We start from the raw sequence: 25,551 nt of genomic DNA on the forward strand, positions 1-25,551 counted from the left end.
TCGCAGCACACCCCAAGGCTGCGCAGTAACCCCAGAAGGATTTACCAAACCCCATGGCACGCCGCCAAAGTTCACAGCCCATCGTGGAGAGCGACTACACGGAAAACATCGTCGATATCGATGTGACCTCCGAAATGCAGGGCTCCTTCCTGGAGTACGCGTACTCGGTGATCTACTCCCGCGCCCTCCCCGACGCCCGCGACGGACTGAAGCCGGTACAGCGCCGCATCCTGTACATGATGAGCGACATGGGCCTGCGCCCGGACCGGGGCCACGTCAAGAGCGCCCGCGTGGTGGGCGAGGTCATGGGCAAGCTGCACCCGCACGGCGACGCCGCCATCTATGACGCCATGGTGCGCATGGCGCAGGACTTCTCGCTGCGGCTGCCGCTGATTGACGGGCACGGCAACTTCGGCTCGCTCGACGACGGCCCGGCAGCCCCGCGGTACACCGAGGCCAGGCTGGCGGCGGCCGCCCTCACCCTCACCAACCACCTCGACGAAGACGTGGTGGACTTCGTCCCCAACTACGACAACCAGCTGACCCAGCCGGACGTCCTTCCCGCCGCCTTCCCCAACCTGCTGGTCAACGGCGCCACCGGCATCGCCGTCGGCATGGCCACCAACATGGCCCCGCACAACCTGGTGGAGGTCATCTCCGCCGCCCGGCACCTGATTGCCAACCCGGAAGCTACCCTGGATGACCTCATGCGGTTCGTCCCGGGCCCGGACCTGCCCAGCGGCGGCCGCATCGTTGGCCTGGACGGCATCCGCGACGCCTACGCCACCGGCCGCGGCTCCTTCAAGACCCGGGCGAAGGTGGAGGTGGAACAGCTCTCCGCGCGCCGTACCGGCCTGGTGGTCACCGAACTGCCGTACATGGTGGGTCCGGAAAAGGTGATCGAGAAGATCAAGGATGCCGTCAACGCCAAGAAACTGACCGGCATCAGCGACATCGTGGACCTGACCGACCGCAAGCACGGGCTGCGGCTGGTCATCGAGCTAAAGAACGGCTTCAACCCGAACGCGGTCCTGCACCAGCTCTACCGGTACACGCCGATGGAGGACTCCTTCGGCATCAACAACGTCACGCTGGTGGACGGCCAGCCGCAGACGCTTGGCTTGGTGGACCTCTTGCGCGTCTACGTCAACCACCGCATCAACGTGGTCCGGCGCCGGACCGTCTTCCGGCTCGGGAAGAAGAAGGACCGCCTGCACCTGGTAGAGGGCCTCCTCATCGCCATCGTGGACATCGATGAGGTCATCCAGATCATCAGGTCCTCCGACGAGGCTTCAGCAGCGCGTGAGCGGCTGATGTCCATCTACGACCTCACCGAGATCCAGGCCAACTACATCCTGGAACTGCGCCTCCGCCAGCTCACTAAATACTCCCGGATCGAGCTGGAGAAGGAACAGGACGAACTCCGCCGCGAAATTGCGGAGCTGCAGGCCATCCTGGACTCCGAGGAACTGCTCCGCACCGTGGTCTCCGACGAACTCGGCGCCATTGCCGAGGAACATGGCACCCCGCGCCGCACCATGCTGCTGGAATCCGAGGCCGTGGCCCCCACCGTTGCGTCCGCCGAGCTGGTGGCGGCCAGTGGCAAAAAGGGCAAGGCCGCGCCGCTGGCACTGGAGATCGCTGACGACCCCTGCTGGGCCATCCTCACCGCTTCCGGGCAAGTGGCCCGCACCAGCAACCAGGAGCCGCTGGCCGAGGCCGGGCCCCGGAGCAAGCATGACGTGTACGCCTCCGTGGTGAAGACCTCGGCCCGCGGTGAAATCGCGGCCGTCACCTCGCTGGGCCGCATGCTCCGCCTGCAGGTCATGGACATGCCGGTCCTGCCGCCGGTGACCGGCCTGCCCAACCTGGCGGGCGGCGTTCCGGCGAAGGAGTTCCTCACCCTGCTGAAGGGCGAAACCCTGGTGGCGTTTGTGCGCCTTGATGAGGTCCTGGCCATCGGCACGGCCCAGGGTGTGGTGAAGCGCGTCCAGCCGGACTACCCGCTGAACCGCGAGGACTGGGAAGTCATCACCCTCAAGGACAAGGACGTGGTGGTGGGGGTGTCTCCCGCCGGAGACGACGACGCCGAACTGGTGTTCCTCACCAGGGAGGCCCAGCTGCTGAAGTTCCCCGCCGCCGTCGTCCGCCCCCAGGGACGCACCGCCGGCGGCATGGCCGGGATCAAGCTCGCCGCGGGCGACCAGGTGATCTTCTTCGGCGCCGTTCAGCCCAAGGACGAGGCCGCCGTCGTGGTCACCATCGCCGGCACAAACGGCGCCCTGCCGGGCACCGCCCCGGGTACCGCCAAGGTCACGGCGTTCTCCGAGTATCCGGCCAAGGGGCGGGCCACCGCAGGGGTCCGGTCGCACCGGTTCCTCAAGGGTGAGGACATGCTGCTGCTGGCCTGGGCCGGCCACGGTCCGGCCAAGGCTTCATCGGCTGCCGGCGTGGCACGGTCACTGCCGCAGGAACATGGCCGCCGTGACGGCTCGGGCGTCCCGCTCTCCCAGGCCGTCGAAGCAGTAGGCCCGGCCATGGCCTGGACGGACGGACCCGCAGCGGAGGCGTAGCTTCGGGCCCATGCGTACCGCTTAGACTGCTCCCATGCCTATCGTTCCTGATGCCAAGGACTGGACCTGGGTCCTGTCCCGCCCCTGCCCGGAATGCTCCTTCAACGCCTCCACGGCCACGCCCTCAACGGTTCCCGGGAGCATCGAAAGCATGATTCCCCGGTGGCGGGCCGTCCTCCGCCGGCCGGACGCAGCGCAGCGCCCCGACGACGACACATGGTCGGCGCTGGAGTATGCGTGCCATGTGCGGGACGTCTTTGCGCTCTTCGACCAGCGGCTGAACCTGATGCTGGCCGAAGACGGCGCCCGTTTCGAGGATTGGGACCAGGACCGGACGGCCGTTGAGAAGGACTACGCAAACGCCGAACCCTCCGAGGTGGCCCGCGAACTGGTGGCGGAAGGCCACCAAGCCGCTGAGGCGTTCGCCGGTGTCCGCGAAGAGGACTGGGGACGCAGGGGGCTGCGCAGCAACGGCTCGGAGTTCACTGTCCTCACGCTCTCCCAATACTTCCTGCACGACGTCGTCCACCACCTTCACGACGTCGACGGCTAGAAAACCGGAACCAGGCCGGTCCTAGCGGGAAGCGGCCAGCGATCCCCGGGGCTGTCCCGATGACGCCGAAAGGTCAAGCCGGGCGTCGCCGGCCTGGATGTCCGCCGGGTTGTGGGTGACCAGCACCACGGTGCGGTCCCGAAGCCCCGCGCGCAGGTCCGCCAGCATGGCGGCCGCGGACTCCGCGTCCAGGTGGGCGGTGGGCTCATCCAGCAGGATCACCTCCGCGCCGGTCAGCAGCGTCCGTGCCACGGCCAGCCGCTGGCGTTCACCACCGCTCAGGAAGGCACCGCCGGGACCGATCCGCGTGTCCAGCCCTGCCGGGAGCCGGCCCACCAGGCCGGCAAGTCCGACGGCGGCCAGGACGGCTTCCAGCCCGTCGTCCGCCAGGGGTGGTGCACCGTTCCCGGAGGGCCTGCCGAGCATGAGGTTGCCGCGGATGGTGGAGTCGAAAAGGTGTGCCTCCTGCGGGCACCACGCCGCCCGGCCGGTGACCCGCACCTGGCCCGCTGCCGGGGGCAGGAATCCCAGCAGCGCCGACAGCAGGGTTGACTTTCCCGAACCCGAGGGCCCGGTCACTGCCAGCCACCGCCCCGGAGTTGCCACCGCGTCCACGCCTGTGAAGACCGGGTAGCCGCCCGGCCAGGCCACGGCCAGGTCCACCAGTTCAACACCGGGCACACCGCCGGCCCGGCCGGGAACGGGGTACAGCCCGTCTGACACGTCGCCGCCGCCCTTAAGGGCCCCCGACTCCCCCACCTTGCGCATGACGGCACGGAGCGCCGGGAACTGGCGGACCGCCGTCGTCATCGCTGCGTATGGTTCCACCAGCGCGAGCAGCAGGAGGACCACGACGGCTGCGGTGGCGGGGGCCATCTGGGCCGCGAGGACGCCGGGTGCCGCCAGCCATGCGGCGGCCAGCGCGGCTGTGCCGCAGGCGGCGGTGGCGATGGCATGTCCCAGGCCGTCGGCCCAGGCTGATCGCTGGGATGCGGCCGTGGCGCGGCGGTCCTCTGCCAGCAGCGCGTCAAGCACGAAAGGTGCCACGCCGTTTGCGTGCAGTTCGGCGCGCGCGTCCAGGGCCGCCGTCACGCGCCGCAGGACGCCGGAGCGAAGGGACTGCTCGGCGGTGGCGGATTTTCGGTCGCCCCAGAGGGCGGCCGCGGGTGCCAGCAGCAGGCCGCTGATGGCCGCACCGGCCACCGCGGGAAGGGCTGCCGGGACCAGGACAGCGGTGGCGCTCACGGCCAGCACGGACACCGCCACCGCCGTGATGGGCGGCAGGACCACGCGGGGAAGGAGGTCGCGGACCGTGTCCACGTCGTCAATGACCGTCCCCAGCACGTTGCCGCCCTGCAGGAGCCGGCGCAGCGACAGGGCCCTGCGGCTCAGTGACTCCCAGAGCCGGCCGCGCAGGCGGGTGAGTGCGGCGAAGACGGCGTCATGCAGCAGCAGCCGCTCCCAGTAGCGGAAGACGGCCCGCCCGATGCCGAAGAACCGTACGCCCACGATGGCGGTCAGGAGGTAGAGGATGGGCGGCTGCTCGCTGGCGCGGATAATGAGCCACCCGGAAAGGCCGGAAAGCGCGACGGCGAAGACGGCCGCCAAGGTGCCGACCAAAGCGGCGGCCGCGAACTTTCCCCGCACCGGCGCCAGGAGGGCGGCCAGGAGGCGGACCGGGCCAGGTGCGGCCTGGGCGGGCCGGCTGGTACCGGCGTTGTTGGCTGCGTTGCCCCCGCTTGTCTCTGCTGCGGCGGGGCCCGTGGCGGCGGTGGGCAGGACCTGGCCAGCGGTGTCATCCCGGAGCGTTGCCGGCTCGGCCTGGGCTCCCGTTCCCACCGGCACCAGCAGGTCTGCGAGCTGCCGGGTCCGCTGGTTGTGGGCCACCAGAATCACGGTGACCTGACCACGGAGCCGCCGGATGGCGTCCTCCACAACGAGTGCGGAAGCATCGTCCAGGTGGGCCGTGGGCTCGTCCAGCAGAAGGAGGGTGGCACCGGCCTCGATCCTGGCCAGCCCGCGGGCCAGGGCCACGCGGCGCAGCTCGCCGGGGCTCAGTTCCGCCTGGTGCTTTGCGGCCAGGTGGGCTGCTCCGGCCCGGTCAAGGCAGCGGCGGGCAGTCTCTTCGGCGCTCAACCGGTCCCGTCCGGAGCCGGGGTCCGGCGAAAGGTACAGCAGCACCTCGTCCAGGACGGTGCCGGCCACCATGACGGGGTGCTGCGGCACCCAGGCCACGGTACCGCGGTCCAGTCCGCGGATGGATCCCGTGATGCCCGTCCCGTCGCCGGTGCCGATGGTTCCGGCCAGCACGCCCAGGATGGTGCTCTTGCCCGCGCCGCTGGGTCCGTCCAGGGCGGTGATCCTGTCCTGCGGCGCGGTGAAGGTGAGGGGTCCCACGGCTGCTTGGGACCGTCCGGGGTAGGTCACGGTGAGTCCGGCGACCTCCAGCGGGGCGCCCGGCCTGCCGGCCTTTGCCGCCGGCAGGGGTGTTGGCTCGGGTCCGCCGGTGACGGCGGCGGTTTCCGTGAGCGCCACCCGGCCGTCGTCGCTGGCGTGGTGGGCGGTGCCCAGTTCACGCAGCGGGAGATAGCAGTCCGGTGCCAGGAGGAGCGCCAGCAGGCCGGCTTCCAGTGGCATGTCGCCGTGGACCAGCCGGACGCCGATGAAGACGGCCACAACGGCCACCGAAATGGTGGCGATGAGTTCCAGGGCCAGTGCGGACAGGAAGGCGGTCCGCAGGGTGCCCATGGTGCGGGTGCGGTATTCGTCGGAGATTTCCTCCAGGGCCTTGCGCTGGGCGGTGGCCCGGCCCAGCCCCACCAAAACCGGCAGGCCCTTGGCGAGCTCCAGCATGTGGGCGCCCAGCCGGGCCAGTGATGCCTGCGCCTCGCGGACACTGTCCTCGGTGTACCGGCCGATCAGCACCATGAACACCGGGATCAGGGGCACGGTGAGGACAATGACCAGCGCGCTCACCCAGTCCGCGAAGAGGATCCGGGCCCCCAGCAGCAGTGGCACCGCCGCACAGTTGACCAGCGCGGGCAGGAACTGGGTGTAGTAGCTGTCCAGGGCGTCCAGTCCGCGGGTTGCCAGCACCGCCAGGCCGCCGTCGCCAGGGCCCGACGACCTGACGCCCGTGCGGAGGGCGCGTTCCAGCAGCTCCGCACGGAGTTCTTCCTTGACCCCCAGCGCTGCGCGGCGGGCGGCGACGGCCTGGCCCCAGACGGTCAGCGAGCGAAGGACGACGCCGGCGAGCCCGGCAGTGAGCTGGGTTGCCCAGGCAGGGTTCCCGGCCACAAGGCCGGCCAGGACGGAAGCCACCGCCTGGCCGATCAGGACCAGGGACAGGGCCTTGAGGGCGGCCAGGACCCCCAACCAGTAGATGGCCGAACGGGTTGCCGGACCGGCAGGAAAGGCGGGCCGCACGTCAGCCCTTGGTGTTGAACGCCTTGGCGGCCACCGCCGGGAGGAAGCTGTGGGCTTCCGGGATGTGGGCGGCGCTGACGCGGCGGCGGAAGACCCAGTAGGTCCAGGCCTGGTAGGCGATCACCAGGGGAAGGCCCACAGCTGCCACGATGCTCATCAGCCCCAGCGTGTAGTCCGAGGAGGAGGCGTTGGAGATGGTGAGGTCAAAGGCGCTGTCCAGCGTGGAGGGCAGCACCACCGGGTACACGGCCCCGAAGATGGACGCCGTGCCGAGCACCAGGAAGGCGCCCAGGGCCAGGAAGGACCGGCCTTCGGAGCCGTTCCGGGCCAGCAGCCAGGCAGTAACGGCAGCAGCAACGGCCAGGAGGACGGCGGCCCAGGTCCAAAGTTTGCCCTCCATGAACTGGATGGCGAGGGCCCACGCCGCGATGGGCAGCAGCAGGACGGGCAGGAGCCGCACGAACCACCGGCGGGCGCGGTGCCGTACCTCCCCATCGGTCTTGAGGGCCAGGAACGCCAGGGCGTGGAGCAGTGCGAACCCCACCACGGCGATGCCGCCCAGCAGGGCGTAGCCGCTGAACCAGGCCATGGGGCCGCCTTCACGGTCGCCGTTGGCGTTCAGCGGAAGGCCCGTGGTGGTGAGCGCCAGCGCAGCGCCCACGCCAAAGGCGGCGAAGAACGAGCCCAGGGCGATGGCCCAGTCCCACCGGTTCCGCCAGCTGTCCGTGTCCACCTTGCCGCGGTACTCAAACGCCACGGCCCGGAAGATCAGCGCCAGCAGGACCACCAGCAAGGGGAGGTAGAGCGCGGAGAACAGCGACGCGTACCAGAGCGGGAAGGCTGCGAACGTGGCGCCGCCGGCCGTCAGGAGCCACACCTCGTTGCCGTCCCAGACAGGTCCGATGGTGTTCAGCAGCACCCGGCGCTCGGTGTTGTTGCGGGCGAAGAGCTTCATCAGCATCCCCACGCCCAGGTCGAAGCCTTCCAGGAAGAGGTAGCCGGTCCACAGCACCGCGATGGCGATGAACCAAATGGTGGGAAGCAGTTCCATTGTGTGTTTCCTCTGCTAGTAGGCGAAGGCCAGGACGTCGTCGGCGGGTTTTGTATCACCGTTGCCGCCGGGGCCCGGTGCCGCGTCCTCGTTCTCGTCCACCGGTGCGTGGCCGAGTTCGGGCATTGCGGAGAGCACCCCGCCACGGATGTACTTGACCAGGAGTTTGACTTCCACCACCAGCAGGACTGCGTAGACGGCGGTCAGGGCAACCAGCGAGGCGATCAGTTCCCCTGCGGAGACCCCCGGGGAAACCGCGGCGGCGGTGAACATGAACACCTGGTCGATGCCGCTGGGGTCCGGGTTGGGCGCCACGACGAACGGCTGGCGGCCCATTTCGGTGAAGATCCAGCCGGCGGCGTTGGCTCCGAACGGAGCGAGGATGCCAAAGACAGCCAGCCGCATCAGCCACCGCTGCTCCGGCACGGTTCCCTTGCGGGTGAGCCACAGCGCCACCAGTGCGGCCAGGGCGGCGAGGCCACCAAAACCGATCATCATCCGGAACCCCCAGTAGGTGACTTCCATGACGGGCACGTATTCGATCTCCTGGCCCGCGCGCTCACCGTAAATGGGGTTGTCCGGCAGGTTCGTTCCGTAGTTGGCCTTGTACTCGGGCAGCAGGCTGTTGACGCCCTTGACCTCGGTGGTGAAGTCGCCCTTGGCCAGGAAGGACAGGATGCCCGGAACCTCGATCACGGCCACCACGTCGTCGCAGTTCCTGGAACCCACGTTGCCGATGCTCAGCACGGAGAAGCCGGTGCCGTCGTGGCAGGCTGCCTCCGCGGCTGCCATCTTCATGGGCTGCTGCTGGAACATCAGCTTGCCCTGCAGGTCTCCGGTCACCGCGGTGCCGGCGAAGGAGATCATGGCCACCACGGCGCCGATCCGCAGGGACCGGATCCACACACTGTGGTCTGCACGGTCACGGCCGGGGATGCGGACGTCTTCACCGGGGATGACCTTGCCGTCGGCACCCACGGTGTCAACGCCGTCGTGCCGCCTCCGCCAGAGGTGATACCAGGCGATGCCCAGGAGGAAGCCGCCGGCTACAGCCAGGGCGCCGAAGAGGGTGTGCGGGACGGCAACCAGTGCCGTGTTGTTGGTGAACACGGCCCAGGCATCGGTCATGACGGGCCGGCCGTTGATCATTTCCACACCCACCGGGTGCTGCATCCAGCTGTTGGCCACGATGATGAAGTAGGCGGAAAGGGCCGACCCGATGACGGCCACCCAGAGGCAGGCGAGGTGGATGGCGGGCTTGAGCTGCTTCCAGCCAAAGATCCACATGCCCAGGAACGTCGATTCGACGAAGAAGGCCAGGAGGGCTTCAAGGGCCAGCGGGGCACCGAAGACGTCCCCCACGAACCGGCTGTATTCGCTCCACGCCATGCCGAACTGGAATTCCTGCACGATGCCGGTGGCCACGCCCATGATGAAGTTGATGAGGAACAGCTTTCCCCAGAACTTGGTCATGCGCAGGTACTCCGGCTTGCCGGTGCGGTACCAGGCGGTCTGAATGACGGCGACCACCAGGCCCAGGCCGATGGTCAGCGGCACCATCATGAAGTGGTAGACCGTGGTGATACCGAATTGCCAGCGTGCGATTTCCAAGGCGTCCATGGCTGTCCCTACTGTTGGCCAATGCAGTCTTCTACGCTTCGTAGAACTGCAACTTCTACAAAGTGTAGAACATTGGCGCCGGCGGGCGAAAACCAACCGCCCTTCCCAAGCATGGACCGGCATGTGCCGGCGCGCCACATGTTCTACCCGATGTAGAACCCGGGGCGGTTTCGGGGTAGATTTAGTGATGTAGTTGAACAACCGCGTGACGTCACCGGCATTCAAAGAGCACGGTGCGGGGAAATAAAAGGAAAAGTGAAATGGCTAGTCTTGGTGAACTGGAACGGGCAGTCATGGACCTGCTCTGGGCGGGCCAGGAAGCGGCTACGGCCAATACCCTGAGGGACCAGCTGGCGCGCACGTCCGCGGCGCAGGGCGGGCCGGGCCACGAAGGCAAGGAACTGGCCGTCACCACGGTGCTCACCGTACTCTCCCGCCTGGAAAAGAAGGGGCTGGTGGAACGCGAACGCGGAACCCGCCCGCACCGCTACCAGGCCGTGTCCAGCCGTGCTGACCACACCGCCGAACTCATGCATGAAGTCCTGGGATCAGCCCCGGACCGCGAGGCCGTCCTGGCCCGCTTCATCGGGTCCGTGTCCGAAGGTGAAGCCGAGACGCTGCGCAAACTGCTGGGCCACCTGTAACACACCATGTTCTGGGCCTCATACCTGCTGGCGGTCCTTGCGATAATCCTGGCCTGGCCGGTGCCGATCCTCCTGTCGCGGGCACAATGGCCGGCCAGGTCGCCGTTCACGGCCATGCTGCTGTGGCAGGCGATCGCGCTCGCAGGTGGATTGTCCATGATCGGCGCCATGCTGGTCTACGGCCTGGAACCCATCGGGGACAACCTCATCTCAGGGCTGCGCGCACTGGCAGGAATGGTGCTGTTCAATGCCCCCACCACGGCGCTGGGCTTTTGGCATATCTTTGCGCTGTCCACGGCCGCCCTGCTCACGGCGCACCTGGTGTTCACGCTGCTGCTGACGTACTACAAGATCCAGCGGCAGCGGCGCCGGCACCGCGAACTGCTGGCCCTGTTGGCCTCCCCGTCGGCCCAGGACGCAGGGACGCTGGTTATCAGCCACGACTCCCCCGTCGCGTACTGTTTGCCCGGCGGCGCCCGCTCGGTAACCGTCCTGTCGGACGGCCTGATGGCTGCCCTCGAGCCGGCCGAACTGCGGGCCGTCCTGATCCACGAAAACGCACATTTGAGCCAACGGCACCACCTGCTGCTGTGGGCCTTTGCCGCCTGGCGCCAGGCGCTCCCGTGGCTGCCCACCACCCGGCTTGCCCAGGAAGCCGTCAACTCGCTGATCGAGATGCTGGCCGACGACGTTGCGTTGCGGACCGAGAGCAAGGCGACCCTCATCAAGGCAATCGCCATCGTGGCCAGCGGCTCGGCAGGAAACGCCGGCGCCGGTGACATCCGGCCGTCCTCACCCACGCTCGCCCTGTCAGGGCTGGAAGCGGCATCGGGCGGACCGGGCTCGGACGCGGTCAGGACCGCAGCCTCGCGGGTCAGCCGCCTCCTGACGCCCCAGCCCCAGCTTCCCGCGGCCGTCCGCAGCGCCGTCCTGGCCGGCTCCGTGCTGCTGCTGGCCCTGCCCACGGCGCTGCTGGTGGTTCCAGGCCTGCTGGGCTGACCCCGGCGCGCTGCGCTTGCCTTCAATCAGGCGTCGATGCGCTCCCGGTCAAGGCTGGACGCGCCCGCGATGATGAAGTCCTTGCGCGGAGAAACGTCGGAGCCCATCAGAAGGTCGAAGATCTCCTCTGCCTGCTGCGCGTTTTCGATACCCACCTTGCGCAGGGTGCGGTGCCGCGGGTCCATGGTGGTTTCCGCCAGCTGCTCGGCGTCCATCTCCCCCAGGCCCTTATACCGCTGGATGGGTTCCTTGTACCGCTTGCCTTCCTTGGCCAGGCGGGCCAGCAGGACATGGAGTTCTGACTCGGAGTACGTGTAAATCATTTCGTTGGCCTTCTGGCCGGCGTTGATGACCTCCACCCGGTGCAGCGGTGGAACTGCGGCGAACACCCTGCCCTCCAGGATCATGGGCCGCATGTAGCGGAAGAAAAGGGTCAGCAGCAGGGTCCGGATGTGGGCGCCGTCGACGTCGGCGTCGGTCATGAGGATCACCTTGCCGTACCGCGCCGCGCTGATGTCGAAGCTGCGGCCGGAGCCCGCGCCCACCACCTGGATGAGGGCGGCGCATTCGGCGTTGGAGAGCATGTCCCCCACCGACGCCTTCTGGACGTTGAGGATCTTGCCGCGGATGGGCAGGAGGGCCTGAAAATCGGAGGAGCGGGCCAGCTTGGCGGTGCCCAGCGCGGAGTCGCCTTCCACGATGAACAGCTCGGACCGTTCGACGTCGTCCGTCCGGCAGTCGGCAAGCTTGGTGGGCATGGAGGAAGTTTCCAGCGCATTCTTGCGCCGTTGGGTCTCCTTGTGCACGCGCGCCGAGATGCGGGACTTCATCTCGCTGACGATCTTTTCCAGCAGCAGGGCGGACTGGGCTTTGTCGTTCCGGTTGCTGGAGGACAGTTTGGCAGAGATCTCACGCTCCACCACCCGTGCCACGATCGCACGTACCGCGCTGGTGCCGAGGATCTCCTTGGTCTGGCCCTCGAACTGCGGTTCGGCCAGCCGTACGGTCAGCACCGCCGTGAGGCCGGCGAAGATGTCATCCTTTTCGATCTTGTCGTTTCCGGCCTTGAGCTTGCGGGCGTTCGTCTCCACGGCTTTCCGGAACGTCTTGACCAGCGCCTGTTCGAACCCGGACTGGTGGGTGCCGCCCTTGGGGGTGGCGATGATGTTCACGTAGCTGCGCACGGTGCTGTCGTAGCCAATGCCCCACCGCAGCGCCACGTCCACTTCACAGTCGCGTTCAACCTCGGCCAGCTGGCTGTGCCCCCGTTCGTCAAGGACCGGGACGGTCTCCTTGAACTTCCCGGACCCGTGCAGCCGCCACACGTCCGTGACGGCCGGGTCCGCGGCGAGGAACTCGACGAACTCGGAGATGCCGCCGTCGTGGTGGAAGACCTCTTCATGCGGGCCCGCTTCGCCCGGGGTTCCGGGGAGCTTGCGTTCGTCCCGGACGGTGAGCTTGAGGCCCGGCACCAGGAACGAGGTCTGGCGGGCACGGGCAACCAGATCCTCGTAGGAGAACTTCGCATCGGGGGTGAAGATCTGCCGGTCCGCCCAATAGCGGATCCGGGTCCCGGTAACGCCGCGCTTGGCCTTGCCCACGATGTCCAGCACCGAGTCATCGACGAACGGGGTGAACGGCGCTGCCGGATCCAGACGGGACCCCGTGTCCTTGAAGCGTCCGGGTTCGCCGCGGCGGAAGGACATTTTGTACGTCTTGCCGCCGCGGTCCACCTCGACGTCCAACCGGGAGGACAGTGCGTTGACCACGGACGCGCCCACACCGTGCAGGCCGCCTGAAGCGGTGTAGGAGCCGCCGCCGAACTTGCCGCCGGCATGCAGCTTGGTGAACACCACTTCGACGCCGGTGAGTCCCGTCTTGGGTTCCTTGTCGATGGGGATGCCCCGGCCGTCGTCGTGGATCTCCACGGAGTTGTCAGCGTGCAGGATGATGCGGATATCGTGGCCGAACCCGGCCAGGGCCTCGTCCACGGAGTTGTCGATGATCTCCCAGAGGCAGTGCATGAGGCCGCGCGAGTCGGTTGAGCCGATGTACATGCCCGGGCGCTTGCGGACGGCTTCGAGGCCCTCCAGTACGGAGAGGTGCCGGGCGGTGTACTCAGAGCTGGGTGCCACTGGTGATGAACTCCTTCAGGGACGTGGAAGCGGCGCTGGGACCGCACCTTCAAGAGTAGTCGGCGGCAGCGGCCGCAGGCGTCTGCCACACCCTCCAGGACGTGTGCGGCGCGCCACCAGCCCCCGTGATGCGCGGGACTGGGCAATTCTTGACCTAACCTTGCGGATACGCGGACAGCGAACTTGCCCCATCCTTGCGATGGTTCGGATACGAATACTGGTTATATAGATGTACTGATCTACTAAGGAGGCCGACATGACAACAGCAGTGGCAGACCGCACACTAAACGCACTCGACCGGTGCGACCGTTGCGGAGCTCAGGCATATGTCCGGGTTGTACTCGAGTCCTCCGGCGGTGAGCTGTTGTTCTGCGGCCACCACGCCCGTGCAGTCGAGGCGACGCTCAAGCCGTTGAGCTCCGACTGGCACGACGAGACGGGAAAGCTTCACGAGAAAGCTGCCGTGGAAATCGACTAGATGAGGCATCGGTAATAACGGACCTGCGGGGCCCTTCCAATCCGGAAGGGCCCCGCAGGCGTTTAACGGCGCCGGAACAGACGCCGGCCGCGGCAGCTGGAAACAAAGCAGGGGCTGTTCCCGAACCCACCTTGAGTGGATTCGGGAACAGCCCCTGCTTGGCTGTCCGGAAGAGACCTAGTCCAGGTAGTCCCGCAGCACCTGCGACCGGGAGGGGTGGCGGAGCTTGGACATGGTCTTGGACTCGATCTGGCGGATCCGCTCGCGGGTGACGCCGTAGACCTTTCCGATTTCGTCTAAAGTCTTCGGCTGCCCGTCGGTCAGGCCGAACCGCATGGCGACCACGCCGGCCTCGCGTTCGGACAGGGTGTCCAGGACCGAGTGCAGCTGCTCCTGCAGGAGGGTGAAGCTCACGGCGTCGGCCGGAACAACAGCTTCGGAGTCCTCGATCAGGTCGCCGAACTCGGAGTCGCCGTCCTCACCCAGGGGGGTGTGCAGCGAAATCGGCTCGCGGCCGTACTTCTGGACCTCGACCACCTTTTCCGGGGTCATGTCCAGTTCCAGTGCCAGCTCTTCGGGCGTAGGTTCGCGGCCCAGGTCCTGCAGCATCTGGCGCTGGACGCGTGCCAGTTTGTTGATGACCTCAACCATGTGCACCGGAATACGGATGGTGCGGGCCTGGTCGGCCATGGCGCGGGTGATGGCCTGGCGGATCCACCAGGTGGCGTAGGTGGAGAACTTGAAGCCCTTGGTGTAGTCGAACTTCTCCACAGCGCGGATCAGGCCAAGGTTGCCTTCCTGGATCAGGTCCAGGAAGAGCATGCCGCGGCCGGTGTAGCGCTTGGCCAGCGAGACCACCAGGCGGAGGTTGGCTTCCAGCAGGTGGTTCTTGGCGCGCTTGCCGTCATGGATGATGAATTCGAGTTCGCGCTTGTACTTCGGATCCATGGAGCCGTCGTCTGCGGCAATCTTTTCCTCGGCGAACAGCCCGGCTTCGATCCGCAGTGCAAGGTCGACTTCCTGCTCCGCGTTGAGCAGTGCCACCTTACCGATCTGCTTCAGGTAGTCCTTGACGGGGTCAGCCGTGGCGCCGGCAGACATGACCTGCTGCACCGGGGCGTCATCGTCGTCGGCGTCAGAGTAGACGAAGCCCTTGCCGCTGCCGGCGGCACCCTTGACGGGATCGGCGTCAGTGTCCTCTGCTGCCTCGGGACCTTCGAGGACGATGTCGTCGAGGTCTTCCTCGACGTCTTCGACCTCATCCGGGTCAACGTCACCGGCCGACTTTCCCGCAGCCTCGGCTGCGGCCTTGGCGCCGGGCTTGGGCCCACGCTTCTTGGGCTCGCGCTTGCCGTCGGCTGCAGCCTCGCCGGCCGAAGCCTTGTTGGCTGCCCGCGTAGCTGCCCGCTTGGCATTGGTCGCGGCCTGCTTCTCCTCAGGGGACAAGACATCCTGGGCGGCGGAATCCTTCTTCGTGGAAGACGGGGTCACAGAAAACCTTTCTAGCGGTGGTCTGTGGAATCACCATACGGGCAACACCACTATGACCCTGTCAAGTCCGTGGTGAAAACCAAGCACCACCACGGCCGGCAGAGTCACTTAAGACAACTCCCGGAGCGGCTGTAATGTTCCCTTGCGGGGACGGTTACAAGCACTCGATACACGGACCCAACCGGGTCTCGGCATCCATTGTCTCACGATTTGCCCGGATCCGGCCTCCCGTGCCGCCATCCATTCCTGCTGCCCCCGGCCGGACCGCCCCGGCCGGCCCCATGTCCTCCGCTCTTCAGGCCGGTCGGCCCCGGTTCACAGCGTTTCCTTTTGCCCCGCGGGATCGGTCCGGAATTTTTGCCAGGCGGCTTCCTTCCGTGCGGCCCAGCCACAGAGCGTGCCCCTGCCCACGAGGTCCAGCAGGAGTTCCGCAAGCCGGTATTCCGGCTCGATCCCGAGGGCCTGGCCCAGGTGGGCAGCGGCGTAGGAGCCGCGGCCGCGGCACCAGTCCACCCAGCCACGGAGCGTCAGCGCTGCGGCGGCCGGGGTCCCGCCGGGCACCGCCAGTTCTCCCAGAATCCGGTCCAGCGCGTCCAGGCCCGCCCAGTCCGGCACGTCCGGCGCCAGTCCCATGAGGACCTCGCCGTAGCCGGCAGGAACGGAGCCGGACGCGGCACCGGGCATCGTGCGCCGCGTCTCGGCCGCACGTCTCGATGCCCGCGGCGCTCCCACCCCCGGTTCCCTTGTCCCCTGTTTCGTTGACCCCCGCCGCGCGCCGGCGGGTTCCGCCGGTGGCAGCAACGGCACCGCCACCACGGAATGGCCACTGCCGTCCCCACTCGCGTCCGAGAGGACGCCGAACTGTTCCGCGCCTGCCTCTGCGGCAGTCCTTCCGGCCGCGGCCATCACGAGCACGGCATCGCGCCAGGTGGGAACGATCAGTGTGGCGCGAAGGAAGGCGTCCCGCTCAACGTCCGGAATCCATGGACCGGCGTGGGCACGGTCAAGCAGGCTCTCCCAGAAGTCAAGCACCGCAGTGAAGTGCGCCCTGCTCCGGGACTGCCCGCCAAGCTCAGCCTCCCAGGCGGCCTGCGCCTCAAGGAGGGCCGCCAGATGCAGGGCGGGGACTGGCGCCTGCTGGACTTCCGGCCCGCGCGGAGCTCTTGGGGCAGGTCCAACACTGCTGCCCCGGTACACCATTTCCGTATTGAGCATGCTGTCCCTGATCTCCTGCAGCGGCCGTCCCGGGAGCGGGCAGCACGAGGCATCGCTGCACAGGGCGTCCCGCCAGTACTCATCGCCCACGAACCAGGCATCGCGGACGGGCATCCCGGCCTGGCCCAGCACACCCTGCACTGTGGAAAGCAGAAGGTCATACGGGGATGGCCGGACAATTCCTGCGTCGCTGGTGAAGACAGCCAGCAAAGTGCCGTCAGCGTCCTTGTCTGATGCGAGGTAGCGGCGGACGGCACGTGCAAAAAGGGCCGGGGCCGTCTCCATCTCCGGCCCCGGGAGGTCAAGCCGGAGCGTGGCTCCAAGCCTGGTGCCGTGCAGCGTCATGGCCACCAGGCTGGCCTCTGGCCAGTACCCCAGCGAATGTGGAATGAAGCCAAGAATGTCTTCCGGCCCGCGGACTATTAATCGGTCTGAAGCTGTCATGGCTCCAGCATTCGCCGCCGGCGGTGGTGCGGGCAGGGGCCAAGCCGGCTATGTGGGTAACCAGCCCGCGGTGGAGGAAGAGTGGCGGGGACGGGCTCAGTCGTCGGGCGTCGGCTGGCGGCGGCGGGCCAGGCTTTCCCGGCGCTGCCGGGCGATGGCGCTGCGCAGCGGCGGAACCACGATCCCCTGCGCGGCCATTTGCCGGCGTACCTTCCGCCGGGATGCCAGGATGGCCCCGGCACCGACGGCCAGGAGCAGGAACTGGACACTCAGGGCCAGCCGGAAGGGGGCCAGGCCGTAGAGCACCCCCTGTGAAAATCCGGTGGCGTAGAGGACGTCGAGCACCAGGCCGATGAGGAAGATGGACACCAGGGCCGCGATGAAGCCGCCAACGTTCACGATGCCGGTGGCGGTGCCGATCCGGTGCGCGGGGTTGAAGGTCCGTGCGAAGTCGAAGCCGATCATCGAACCGGGGCCGCCGATTGCGAGCACCACCACCAGGCCGGCCAGCAGCCACAGCGGGGCGCGTCCGGGCAGCAGCAGCACCGCCGCCCATGCTGCGGCGGTGGCACCGGCGATCAGCAGCACCATTGTGGAACGGCGCAGGGGGTGGCGCGAAACGAAGCGGCCGATGAACGGGCCCACCGCCATGGCGGCCGCGACGTACAGCGCCATGAGGGCGGCAACCGTGCCGGCATCCAGTCCCTGGCCCGAGATCAGGAACGGGTAGCCCCACGTCATCGCGAAGACAGTGCCGCTGAACTGGATGGTGAAGTGGCTCCACATCCCCAGCCGGGTCCCGGGCTGGCGCCAGGCACGGGCCAGCGAGGCGCCGGTGGCCCTGAGTCCCTGCCGCGCGTGCGGGCGCCCGGTCCCGGGCGGAGCATCCTGCAGGAGCAGCAGTACCAGCACGACGGCGAGCGCGGACATCCCTGCCAGCATCAGGAAAGCGGGGGTCCAGCCGGACAGGTGCAGGACCAGCGCGAAGGGCAGGACACTGAAGAGCTGCCCCAACTGGCCGGACATGCCGGTCAACTGGGTGACCAGGGGGACGCGGGCCGGGGCGAACCAGAGCGGGATGAGCCTGATCACGGAGATAAAGGTCATGGCGTCACCGGCGCCCACCAGGACACGGCCCAGGACTCCCCCCGGGATGCTTTCGGCGAAAGCCAGCTGCAGCTGGCCGAGTCCCATCAGGACTGCGCCGCCGGCGATCATGGCGCGCGAACCGAACCTGTCCACCAGCACTCCCACCGGGATCTGGAGCCCGGCGTAGACCAGCAGCTGCAGGACGGTGAAGAAGGAAATGGCGGACGCGGTTGCATGGAAGCGCTCGGTGGCCTCAAGCCCCACCACACCGAAGGACGTCCGCTGTGCCACGGCCACCAGGTACCCGAAAATTCCAATGGTCCAGATAAGCCAGGCGCGGGGAGCAGTCACTACTTCATTATGCCCGGCCCGCGCCCGCGGCCCGGATGCTGTGACGCCCTGCTACTGCCCGGGGTTCTCCCTGGCCAGGTAGGCCTCCACGGCAGCTCCGAGGTCGTCGGCGTCGGGAAGCTCGTCATTTTCATTCGCCAGGAGCGACCGGCGCACTATGCCGTCCGCCTTCTCGTCGTACCGCGTCTCGAGGCGGGAAACCACTTGCTGGACCTCCTCGGACGCCTCGATCTGCTGTGCGATCTGGCGGCCGACCTCACGGCCGGACTCACGGAGCCGGTCCGTGGGCAGCATCAGCGACGTCGCGGCGCCGAGGTATTCCAGCCCGGCAACGGCGGCGGTGGGGTACTCGGCCTCAGCCAGGTAGTGCGGCACGTGGATGACGTACCCGGCAACATTGCGTCCTGCCTCTACCAGGCGCAGCTCCAGGATGTGGCCGACAGCCGCCGGAACTTCAACGGTGGGCTTCCACACGGAGATGCCTTCGATCAGCTCCGGCCGGTTCCCATGAACCGTCACCCCGACGGGCCGGGTATGGGGCACGGGCATGGGGATCGAGTGGATCCAGGTGACCAGGTTGACGTCCAGCTTTTCCACGATGTTCACCACGGCACGGGCGAACCGTTCCCACTGCAGGTCGGGTTCGAAGCCTGCCAGGAGGAGGAACGGCTTCCCCAGCCCGTCCACCAGCCGGTACAGGGCCAGGCGCGGCTCCTGGTAGTCCTGGATGTGGTCTTCCACAAAGCTCAGGTGCGGCCTCCGGGACCTGTAGTCAATCAACTGGTCAGCATCGAAGACAGCAACAGGCTGGGCATCGAGGGTGTCCAGCAGTTCGGCGTTGATCTGCTTGACCACATGGCCGGCGTCGGCGAACCCCGTGAAACCCATCACCAGGTCCAGCCCCTGCAGCTCCGGGCTGTGGAACAGCTCGATGTTGCTGGCGTAGAGCGCGTCGGGGTCCAGCAGGGAGCCGGAAATCCGTTCAAGCACGGCGTGTTCCTTTCAGGGGTACGGGTGGACATCCTGCATAACGCGGCAGGGGCAGCCGGCATTCCGCGGCACGCTGTGGCGCACATCTCAGGAAATTCTCCCGCTGTGCGGGCGAAGGGCTACGATCGGAACTGGCCTGCCAGGCGGGCTTGCACGCACCCCGGCGCCGTCCAGAACGGCCGGATCCGGGCCACCATGGCAGAGCGCCCAACATGCATCCCTGCCCGAACGTTTCGAGAATTGAGGACTCATCCCTGTGGTCAAGAATACTGAAATCAACCTTAGTACCGTCTCGCGGGACCTTAAGAAGAACCCCAGCGACGCAGTGGTCATCGGGGTGGGGCAGGGAAGCGACGGGCCGGTCCTGCTTGACAACCCGCTGACCGCGAAGTCCGCGGAGGCCCTCGCTGACTCGCTGAAGGCGCTTGGGATGACCGGCGCCGCGGACCAGCTGGTCCGCCTCCCCGGCCTGCCCGAGACCGGCGCCGGCATCCTGGTCCTGGCCGGGGTGGGAAAGGTGTCCGACAGCAGCCCGCTTGCCGGCGAAGCGCTCCGCCGGGCCGCGGGATCGGCCATCCGGCAGCTGGCCGGGCTCCCCACGGTGACGCTGGCATTCCCGACGGCGACCGTGCAGGATGTCACGGCCGTTGCCGAGGGTGCCGCGCTGGGCGCCTATTCCTTCACCGAGTTCCGGACTTCCACGGACGGGCTCAAGGATCCCGTCCGCAATGCCGTCATCTTCACGGAGCTGGCGGGCAGCACGGGCCTGGACTCCGCCCTGAAGCGGGCCGGATTAGTGGCCAAGGCCGTCAACGCCACCCGGTCCCTGGTCAACACGCCGCCGAGCCACCTGTACCCGGAGTCCTTTGCCGAGGCCGCCAAGGACCTCGCCAAGGGGCTCCCCGTCAAGGTCACAGTGTGGGATGAGAAGCGCCTTGAGAAGGAAGGCTTCGGCGGCATCATGGGCGTCGGCAAGGGCTCCACCCGGCAGCCGCGGCTGGTCAAGGTCGAGTACTCCCCCGCCAAGGCCGCCGCCAAAATTGCCCTGGTGGGCAAGGGCATCACGTTCGACACCGGCGGCATCTCCCTCAAGCCGGCCCTGAACATGGGCGACATGAAGAGCGACATGGCGGGTGCCGCCGTCGTACTTAATACTGTCCTGGCCCTCGCCGGCCTGGGCATGCCGGTGAAGGCCACCGCTTGGCTGTGCATCGCAGAGAACATGCCCGGCGGCGGCGCATCCCGCCCTGCCGATGTGCTGACCATGTTCGGCGGCAAGACGGTGGAGGTCCTCAACACCGACGCCGAAGGCCGCCTGGTGATGGCGGACGGCATCGTCGCGGCCAGCCGCGAATACCCGGACGCCATCATCGACGTGGCCACGCTGACCGGCGCGCAGCTCATCGCACTGGGCAACCGCACCGCCGGTGTCATGGGTTCGGAGAGCGTCACGGACGCCCTCAAGGCAGCAGCCGACCGCGCCGGCGAGCTTGTCTGGCCCATGCCCCTGCCGGAGGAACTGCGTCCCAGCCTGGATTCCCAGGTGGCGGACCTGGCCAACATTGGCGAACGTCACGGCGGCATGATGACCGCTGCCGTGTTCCTGCGCGAGTTCGTGGGTAAGGACAAGGCGGGCGAACAGATCCCCTGGGCGCACATCGATATCGCGGGGCCGTCCTTTAACAACGGCAGCCCCTACGGCTACACCCACAAGCAGGGCACCGGCTGCACTGTCCGTACCCTGGTTGCCTACGTCGAGGACATCCTGGCCGCGGCCTGAAAAGCTGCCTGGACGAAGGCTGCAACGCCGTGTGTCACGCGGCTCTGAGGCGCAGTGATTGCTGTGCCACAGAGCCGCGTGACACTGGACACAAGCGCTCCACAAACACAGCGCCAAGGTGGAGCATGGATAGGTGGTTCGCTAAGGTGAACCACGGTAGTCACAAATGCAAGAGAGTTGCCCTGCTGACATAATCACGGCAGTGCAAGTTCCAAGACCAGATGATGCGCGCAGAACGCGTCATCGTTCACGCGAGGGAGCGTTTTAGTGGCCGATCAGGCAACTGCGCAAGAATTCGACATCCTGGTACTCGGTGGCGGCAGCGGCGGATACGCTGCGGCGCTGCGCGGGGTACAGCTCGGCCTCACCGTCGGCCTCGTGGAGAAGGGCAAGCTGGGCGGCACCTGCCTCCACAACGGCTGCATCCCCACCAAGGCCCTGCTGCACTCCGCAGAGCTGGCCGACCACGCCCGTGACTCCGCCAAGTACGGCGTGAACGTCACCCTCGACAGCATCGACATCAACGCTGTCAACGCGTACAAGGACGGCATCATCGCCGGCAAGTTCAAGGGCCTGCAGGGGCTCATCAAGTCCAAGGGCATCACCGTTATCGAGGGTGAAGGCAAGCTGCAGGGCACCGACACGGTCGTGGTGAACGGCACCGCGTACAAGGGCAAGAACATCGTCCTGGCCACCGGCTCCTACTCGCGCACCCTTCCCGGCCTGGAAATCGGCGGCAAGGTCATCACCTCCGACCAGGCCCTGACCATGGACTTCATCCCCAAGAGCGCCATCATCCTGGGCGGCGGCGTCATCGGCGTCGAGTTCGCCTCGGTCTGGAAGTCGTTCGGCGTGGACGTCACCATCGTCGAAGGCCTGCCCTCCCTCGTCCCCAACGAGGACGCAACGATCATCAAGAACTTCGAACGCGCCTTCAAGAAGCGGGGCATCAAGTTCTCCACGGGCGTCTTCTTCCAGGGCGTCGAGCAGAATGACGACGGCGTCAAGGTCACCCTGGTGGACGGCAAGACGTTCGAAGCGGACCTGCTGCTGGTCGCCGTCGGCCGCGGCCCCGTCACGGCCAACCTGGGCTACGAGGAAGCCGGCGTCACCATCGACCGCGGCTTCGTCATCACCAACGAGCGCCTCCACACCGGCGTCGGCAACATCTACGCCGTGGGCGACATCGTCCCGGGCGTACAGCTGGCCCACCGCGGCTACCAGCAGGGCATCTTCGTGGCCGAGGAAATCGCCGGCCTGAAGCCCGTGGTGGTCGAGGACATCAACATCCCCAAGGTCACCTACTCCGAACCCGAAATCGCCACCGTCGGCTACACCGAAAAAGGCTGCCAAGGAAAAGTTCGGCGAAGACCAGGTACAGACCCAGGAATACAACCTGGCCGGCAACGGCAAGAGCTCCATCCTGGGCACCTCCGGCCTGGTCAAGCTGGTCCGCCAGAAGGACGGCCCCGTGGTGGGCGTCCACATGATCGGCGCACGCATGGGCGAGCAGGTGGGCGAGGCCCAGCTGATCGTGAACTGGGAAGCGTACCCGGAGGACGTGGCACAGCTGGTGCACGCCCACCCCACCCAGAACGAAGCCCTCGGCGAAGCCCATCTGGCGCTGGCCGGCAAGCCGCTGCACGGCTAGGTTTCCCCAGCATTACCAGGCCCGGTGCACCCGGTCGTCAAGACCGGGTGCACTAGGCTTCCAACAAGGCAGCAATCATTCGCACTAAAGATCAATAAGGAGAACGGGGACGACATGTCTGAATCCGTTAACTTGCCCGCCCTCGGTGAGAGTGTCACCGAAGGAACCGTCACCCGCTGGCTCAAGCAGGTAGGTGACCGGGTAGAGGTGGACGAGCCGCTGCTCGAAGTCTCCACCGACAAAGTAGACACTGAAATCCCCTCTCCTGTAGCTGGCGTGATTGAAGAAATCCTGGTCGCCGAAGACGAGACCGCCGAGGTAGGCGCACCCCTGGTGCGCATCGGTGACGGCTCCGGCGGCGGCTCCGCACCCGCCGAGGAAGCTCCCGCTGCCGCACCGGCCCAGGAGGCTCCTGCGGAAGCAGCTCCCGCCCAGGAAGCACCGGCTGAAGCAGCTTCCGCCCAGGAAGCACCTGCACAGGAAACCCCCGCACAGGAGCCGCCGGCTGCCGGCGGCGGCGAAAGCCACGAGGTCACCCTCCCCGCACTGGGCGAAAGCGTCACCGAAGGCACCGTCACCCGCTGGCTCAAGGCCGTTGGCGACCAGGTGGAGGTCGACGAGCCCCTGCTGGAAGTTTCCACGGACAAGGTGGACACCGAGATTCCGTCTCCGGTTGCCGGCACACTGCAGGAAATCCGGGTCAACGAGGACGAGACCGCTGAAGTCGGTTCCGTGCTTGCCGTGATCGGTTCCGGCGCTGCCGCTGCTCCTGCTCCGCAGGCTGCACCGGCCCCGGCTGCCGCTCCTCAGCAGGAAGCCCCCAAGCAGGAAGCACCCAAGCAGGAAGCCCCGGCTGCAGCTGCACCGGCACCCGCCCAGGAAGCTCCGAAGGCGGCCCCCGCTCCCGCTGCTGCTCCCGCAGTCCAGGAGGCGGCACCGGCCGCTGGCTCCGAGTCCGGCTACGTCACTCCCCTGGTCCGCAAGCTGGCCAACCAGCACGGCGTGGACATCTCCTCGCTCTCCGGCACCGGCGTTGGCGGCCGCATCCGCAAGCAGGACGTCATGGCCGCCGCTGAGGCCAAGGCCGCTCCCGCTGCCGCTCCGGCCGCAGCGCCTTCCGCGTCCGCACCGGCCGCATCGGCTGGACTTGCTTCCTCCCTGCGCGGCACCACCCAGAAGGCTCCCCGCATCCGCCAGGTCATCGCCCGGCGAATGCGCGAATCCCTGGAGATCTCCACCCAGCTGACCCAGGTCCACGAAGTGGACATGACCAAGGTCGCCAAGCTGCGCGCCCGGGCCAAGAACTCGTTCCAGGCCCAGAACGGCACCAAGCTGACGTTCCTGCCCTTCATCGCCAAGGCTGTGGCCGAGGCCCTCAAGCAGCACCCCAAGCTCAACGCTGCGTACGACGAGGAAAAGCAGGAAATCACCTACCACAACGCCGAACACCTGGCCATCGCCGTCGACACCGACAAGGGCCTGCTGGTTCCGGTCATCGCCGACGCCGGCAACCTGAACCTTGCCGGCCTGGCCGGCAAGATTGCCGATGTTGCCTCCCGCACCCGCGACGGCAAGATCGGCCCGGACGAGCTGTCCGGCGGCACGTTCAGCATCACCAACATCGGTTCGGTGGGCGCACTGTTCGACACCCCGATCATCAACCAGCCGCAGGTGGGCATCCTGGGAACCGGCGCCATCGTCAAGCGGCCCGTTGTGGTTTCTGACGAAAACGGTGACGACTCAATCGCCATCCGCTCCATGATGTACCTGTCCCTGACGTACGACCACCGCCTGGTGGACGGCGCCGACGCCGGCCGGTTCCTCCAGACCCTGAAGACACGCCTTGAAGAAGGCGCCTTCGAAGCGGACCTGGGACTGTAACCTTCACAGCAGTACAACGACGGCGGTGCCGGCACGGGTGGGAAACCTCCCGCAGCCGGCACCGCCGTCGCGGTTTAACGTCAAGCAGCCCGCGGCCGCCCCGGGCCGTCGTCCGCGTGGCTTTGCTACGAGCTGTAGAACTGACTGGCTAAGCTGGAGCCATGAATATTCTCTTCAACATCCTGGTCTTCCTGCACGTCGTGGGAGCCGCCATGATCGTGGGCTACTGGATCGCCACGATGCGGACCCCCACGGTGCACCCGCGCCAGCGTGACGGCGCCTTCCTGCAGCTCCTCACCGGCATCGCCATGATGGGCATCCTGCCGTTCCTCCCGGACTCCGACCCGAACTACGCCAAGCTGGGCATCAAGTTCGTCATCGCCGTCGTGGTTGCCGTCCTGGCCGTTATTGGAACGCGCAAGGTCAAGAACGGCCAGCCCGTCTCCACCGGCCTCGCGCACGGCGTCGGCGGACTGGCGCTGATCAACATCGCCATCGCCACCCTCTGGCAGTAAGCGGCTGCATCCGCACGTAGGCGGCGGCGCCCCCTTCCCCGGGGGCGCCGCCGCCGTCGTTTTAACCCCATGGTCACAATCCTCTGACAGCGGACAACCCGTGCGCCCGGGGTGCCGAATCCCTAGGATGGGTAGCGGCGGGGTCGTGGCAGCAGCCTGCCCCGGTAAGGATCAATCTGAGGAGTGACATGGCAGCAACACGTTCGGCAAACGCAGTATGGAACGGCAACCTGACGGAGGGTTCCGGCACCACCAGCCTGGCCACCTCAGGCCTGGGCACCTTCGATGTCACGTGGAAGGCCAGGACTGAAGCGGCCAACGGCAAGACGAGCCCGGAAGAGCTGATCGCTGCAGCCCACGCTGCCTGCTTCTCCATGGCCTTCAGCAATGAACTCGCCAATGCAGGCCACACACCGGAGGAAGTTCGCACCAAGGCAGATGTTACTTTCGTGCCGGGCACGGGCATCACCGGCAGCCACCTGACCATGTCAGCCCGCGTCCCCGGCATCTCGGAAGATGAGTTCCAGAAGATCGCAACGGACGCCAAGGTGGGCTGCCCCGTCTCCGGCGCCCTCGCCAGCATCGACATCACGCTGGACGCCACGCTCGAGGCCTAAGCCCTCCCCCAGCTAAACAAAACGCCCTGCCCGGCCGGAAGATCTTCC

At 67.2% G+C, this 25,551-nt stretch carries 17 protein-coding genes and 1 pseudogene; 10 read left to right on the forward strand and 8 right to left on the reverse strand.

Annotated features, from left to right (window positions below; translation table 11 throughout):
• Nucleotides 1–53: 53 nt before the first annotated feature.
• A complete protein-coding gene (locus QFZ60_RS12405; protein ID WP_307090763.1) occupies nt 54–2,573 on the forward strand; it encodes a DNA topoisomerase (ATP-hydrolyzing) subunit A in 2,520 nt (839 codons plus the stop codon).
• 34 nt (nt 2,574–2,607) lie between these two features.
• Nucleotides 2,608–3,126: a DinB family protein gene (locus QFZ60_RS12410; RefSeq protein ID WP_307090764.1), complete on the forward strand. Its 519-nt coding sequence runs from the start codon at nt 2,608–2,610 to the stop codon at nt 3,124–3,126.
• A gap of 21 nt (nt 3,127–3,147) precedes the next feature.
• On the opposite strand, the gene cydD is transcribed toward QFZ60_RS12410, so the two are convergent.
• Genes cydD through QFZ60_RS12425 form a run of 3 tightly spaced genes read right to left on the reverse strand, consistent with a single transcriptional unit; the run spans nt 3,148 to nt 9,223 of the window.
• Nucleotides 3,148–6,552, reverse strand: coding sequence for a thiol reductant ABC exporter subunit CydD (cydD, locus tag QFZ60_RS12415; protein WP_307090765.1), 3,405 nt, complete (start codon nt 6,550–6,552; stop codon nt 3,148–3,150).
• 1 nt (nt 6,553) lies between these two features.
• Nucleotides 6,554–7,603, reverse strand: a complete 1,050-nt coding sequence (cydB, locus tag QFZ60_RS12420) for a cytochrome d ubiquinol oxidase subunit II (protein WP_307090766.1) — start codon at nt 7,601–7,603, stop codon at nt 6,554–6,556.
• Between the two features lie 15 nt (nt 7,604–7,618).
• A complete protein-coding gene (locus QFZ60_RS12425; RefSeq protein WP_307090767.1) occupies nt 7,619–9,223 on the reverse strand; it encodes a cytochrome ubiquinol oxidase subunit I in 1,605 nt (534 codons plus the stop codon).
• Between the two features lie 260 nt (nt 9,224–9,483).
• Between QFZ60_RS12425 and QFZ60_RS12430 the strand changes: the two genes are divergently transcribed.
• Nucleotides 9,484–9,867 carry a BlaI/MecI/CopY family transcriptional regulator gene (locus tag QFZ60_RS12430; protein ID WP_018769682.1) on the forward strand — a complete coding sequence of 128 codons (384 nt, stop codon included), beginning with the start codon at nt 9,484–9,486 and terminating at the stop codon, nt 9,865–9,867.
• A gap of 6 nt (nt 9,868–9,873) precedes the next feature.
• Nucleotides 9,874–10,866 (forward strand): M56 family metallopeptidase, encoded by a 993-nt coding sequence (locus QFZ60_RS12435; protein ID WP_307090768.1) that lies wholly within the window; start codon nt 9,874–9,876, stop codon nt 10,864–10,866.
• Between the two features lie 26 nt (nt 10,867–10,892).
• Here QFZ60_RS12435 and QFZ60_RS12440 read toward each other — a convergent pair whose 3' ends face one another.
• On the reverse strand, nt 10,893–13,001 hold the full coding sequence (locus tag QFZ60_RS12440; RefSeq protein WP_307090769.1) for a type IIA DNA topoisomerase subunit B: 2,109 nt from the start codon (nt 12,999–13,001) through the stop codon (nt 10,893–10,895).
• 256 nt (nt 13,002–13,257) lie between these two features.
• Here QFZ60_RS12440 and QFZ60_RS12445 point away from each other — a divergent pair, with 256 nt between their 5' ends.
• On the forward strand, nt 13,258–13,479 hold the full coding sequence (locus QFZ60_RS12445; RefSeq protein WP_013600696.1) for a hypothetical protein: 222 nt from the start codon (nt 13,258–13,260) through the stop codon (nt 13,477–13,479).
• Between the two features lie 177 nt (nt 13,480–13,656).
• Here the strand turns inward: QFZ60_RS12445 and QFZ60_RS12450 are convergent, their stop codons facing one another.
• The 4 genes from QFZ60_RS12450 to QFZ60_RS12465 all read right to left on the reverse strand — a co-directional run bounded on the left by QFZ60_RS12450 (nt 13,657) and on the right by QFZ60_RS12465 (nt 19,059).
• Nucleotides 13,657–14,970, reverse strand: coding sequence for an RNA polymerase sigma factor (locus tag QFZ60_RS12450; protein ID WP_307090770.1), 1,314 nt, complete (start codon nt 14,968–14,970; stop codon nt 13,657–13,659).
• Between the two features lie 315 nt (nt 14,971–15,285).
• Complete coding sequence (locus QFZ60_RS12455) at nt 15,286–16,629, reverse strand: DUF4192 family protein (protein ID WP_307090771.1); 1,344 nt, start codon at nt 16,627–16,629, stop codon at nt 15,286–15,288.
• A gap of 96 nt (nt 16,630–16,725) precedes the next feature.
• Nucleotides 16,726–18,069, reverse strand: coding sequence for a nitrate/nitrite transporter (locus tag QFZ60_RS12460; protein WP_307090772.1), 1,344 nt, complete (start codon nt 18,067–18,069; stop codon nt 16,726–16,728).
• Nucleotides 18,070–18,120: 51 nt separating this feature from the next.
• The gene (locus QFZ60_RS12465; protein ID WP_307090773.1) at nt 18,121–19,059 is read right to left on the reverse strand and encodes a proteasome assembly chaperone family protein; all 939 of its coding nucleotides are present in this window, start codon (nt 19,057–19,059) and stop codon (nt 18,121–18,123) included.
• 256 nt (nt 19,060–19,315) lie between these two features.
• Here QFZ60_RS12465 and QFZ60_RS12470 point away from each other — a divergent pair, with 256 nt between their 5' ends.
• The 5 genes and pseudogenes from QFZ60_RS12470 (at nt 19,316) to QFZ60_RS12490 (ending at nt 25,503) form a co-directional block, all read left to right on the forward strand.
• Nucleotides 19,316–20,839: a leucyl aminopeptidase gene (locus QFZ60_RS12470; RefSeq protein ID WP_307090774.1), complete on the forward strand. Its 1,524-nt coding sequence runs from the start codon at nt 19,316–19,318 to the stop codon at nt 20,837–20,839.
• Between the two features lie 267 nt (nt 20,840–21,106).
• Nucleotides 21,107–22,490 (forward strand): annotated as a pseudogene (gene lpdA / locus QFZ60_RS12475) (dihydrolipoyl dehydrogenase).
• 114 nt (nt 22,491–22,604) lie between these two features.
• Nucleotides 22,605–24,371: a 2-oxoglutarate dehydrogenase, E2 component, dihydrolipoamide succinyltransferase gene (gene sucB, locus QFZ60_RS12480; RefSeq protein ID WP_307090775.1), complete on the forward strand. Its 1,767-nt coding sequence runs from the start codon at nt 22,605–22,607 to the stop codon at nt 24,369–24,371.
• Nucleotides 24,372–24,532: 161 nt separating this feature from the next.
• Entirely contained in the window at nt 24,533–24,886 is a 354-nt protein-coding gene (locus QFZ60_RS12485; protein ID WP_142121345.1) for a hypothetical protein, read from the forward strand.
• A gap of 188 nt (nt 24,887–25,074) precedes the next feature.
• Entirely contained in the window at nt 25,075–25,503 is a 429-nt protein-coding gene (locus tag QFZ60_RS12490) for an OsmC family protein (protein ID WP_142121343.1), read from the forward strand.
• Nucleotides 25,504–25,551: the final 48 nt, after the last annotated feature.

Origin of the sequence: Arthrobacter sp. B2I5, assembly GCF_030816735.1 — a bacterium.
GTDB lineage: Bacteria > Actinomycetota > Actinomycetes > Actinomycetales > Micrococcaceae > Arthrobacter.

Coding starts and splice junctions, on each gene's coding strand:
- QFZ60_RS12405 (WP_307090763.1), top strand. CDS start 54: ATGGCACGCCGCCAAAGTTCACAGCCCATCGTGGAGAGCGACTACACG.
- QFZ60_RS12435 (WP_307090768.1), top strand. CDS start 9,874: ATGTTCTGGGCCTCATACCTGCTGGCGGTCCTTGCGATAATCCTGGCC.
- QFZ60_RS12430 (WP_018769682.1), top strand. CDS start 9,484: ATGGCTAGTCTTGGTGAACTGGAACGGGCAGTCATGGACCTGCTCTGG.
- QFZ60_RS12410 (WP_307090764.1), top strand. CDS start 2,608: ATGCCTATCGTTCCTGATGCCAAGGACTGGACCTGGGTCCTGTCCCGC.
- cydB (WP_307090766.1), bottom strand. CDS start 7,603: ATGGAACTGCTTCCCACCATTTGGTTCATCGCCATCGCGGTGCTGTGG.
- QFZ60_RS12455 (WP_307090771.1), bottom strand. CDS start 16,629: ATGACAGCTTCAGACCGATTAATAGTCCGCGGGCCGGAAGACATTCTT.
- QFZ60_RS12445 (WP_013600696.1), top strand. CDS start 13,258: ATGACAACAGCAGTGGCAGACCGCACACTAAACGCACTCGACCGGTGC.
- sucB (WP_307090775.1), top strand. CDS start 22,605: ATGTCTGAATCCGTTAACTTGCCCGCCCTCGGTGAGAGTGTCACCGAA.
- QFZ60_RS12425 (WP_307090767.1), bottom strand. CDS start 9,223: ATGGACGCCTTGGAAATCGCACGCTGGCAATTCGGTATCACCACGGTC.
- QFZ60_RS12485 (WP_142121345.1), top strand. CDS start 24,533: ATGAATATTCTCTTCAACATCCTGGTCTTCCTGCACGTCGTGGGAGCC.
- QFZ60_RS12490 (WP_142121343.1), top strand. CDS start 25,075: ATGGCAGCAACACGTTCGGCAAACGCAGTATGGAACGGCAACCTGACG.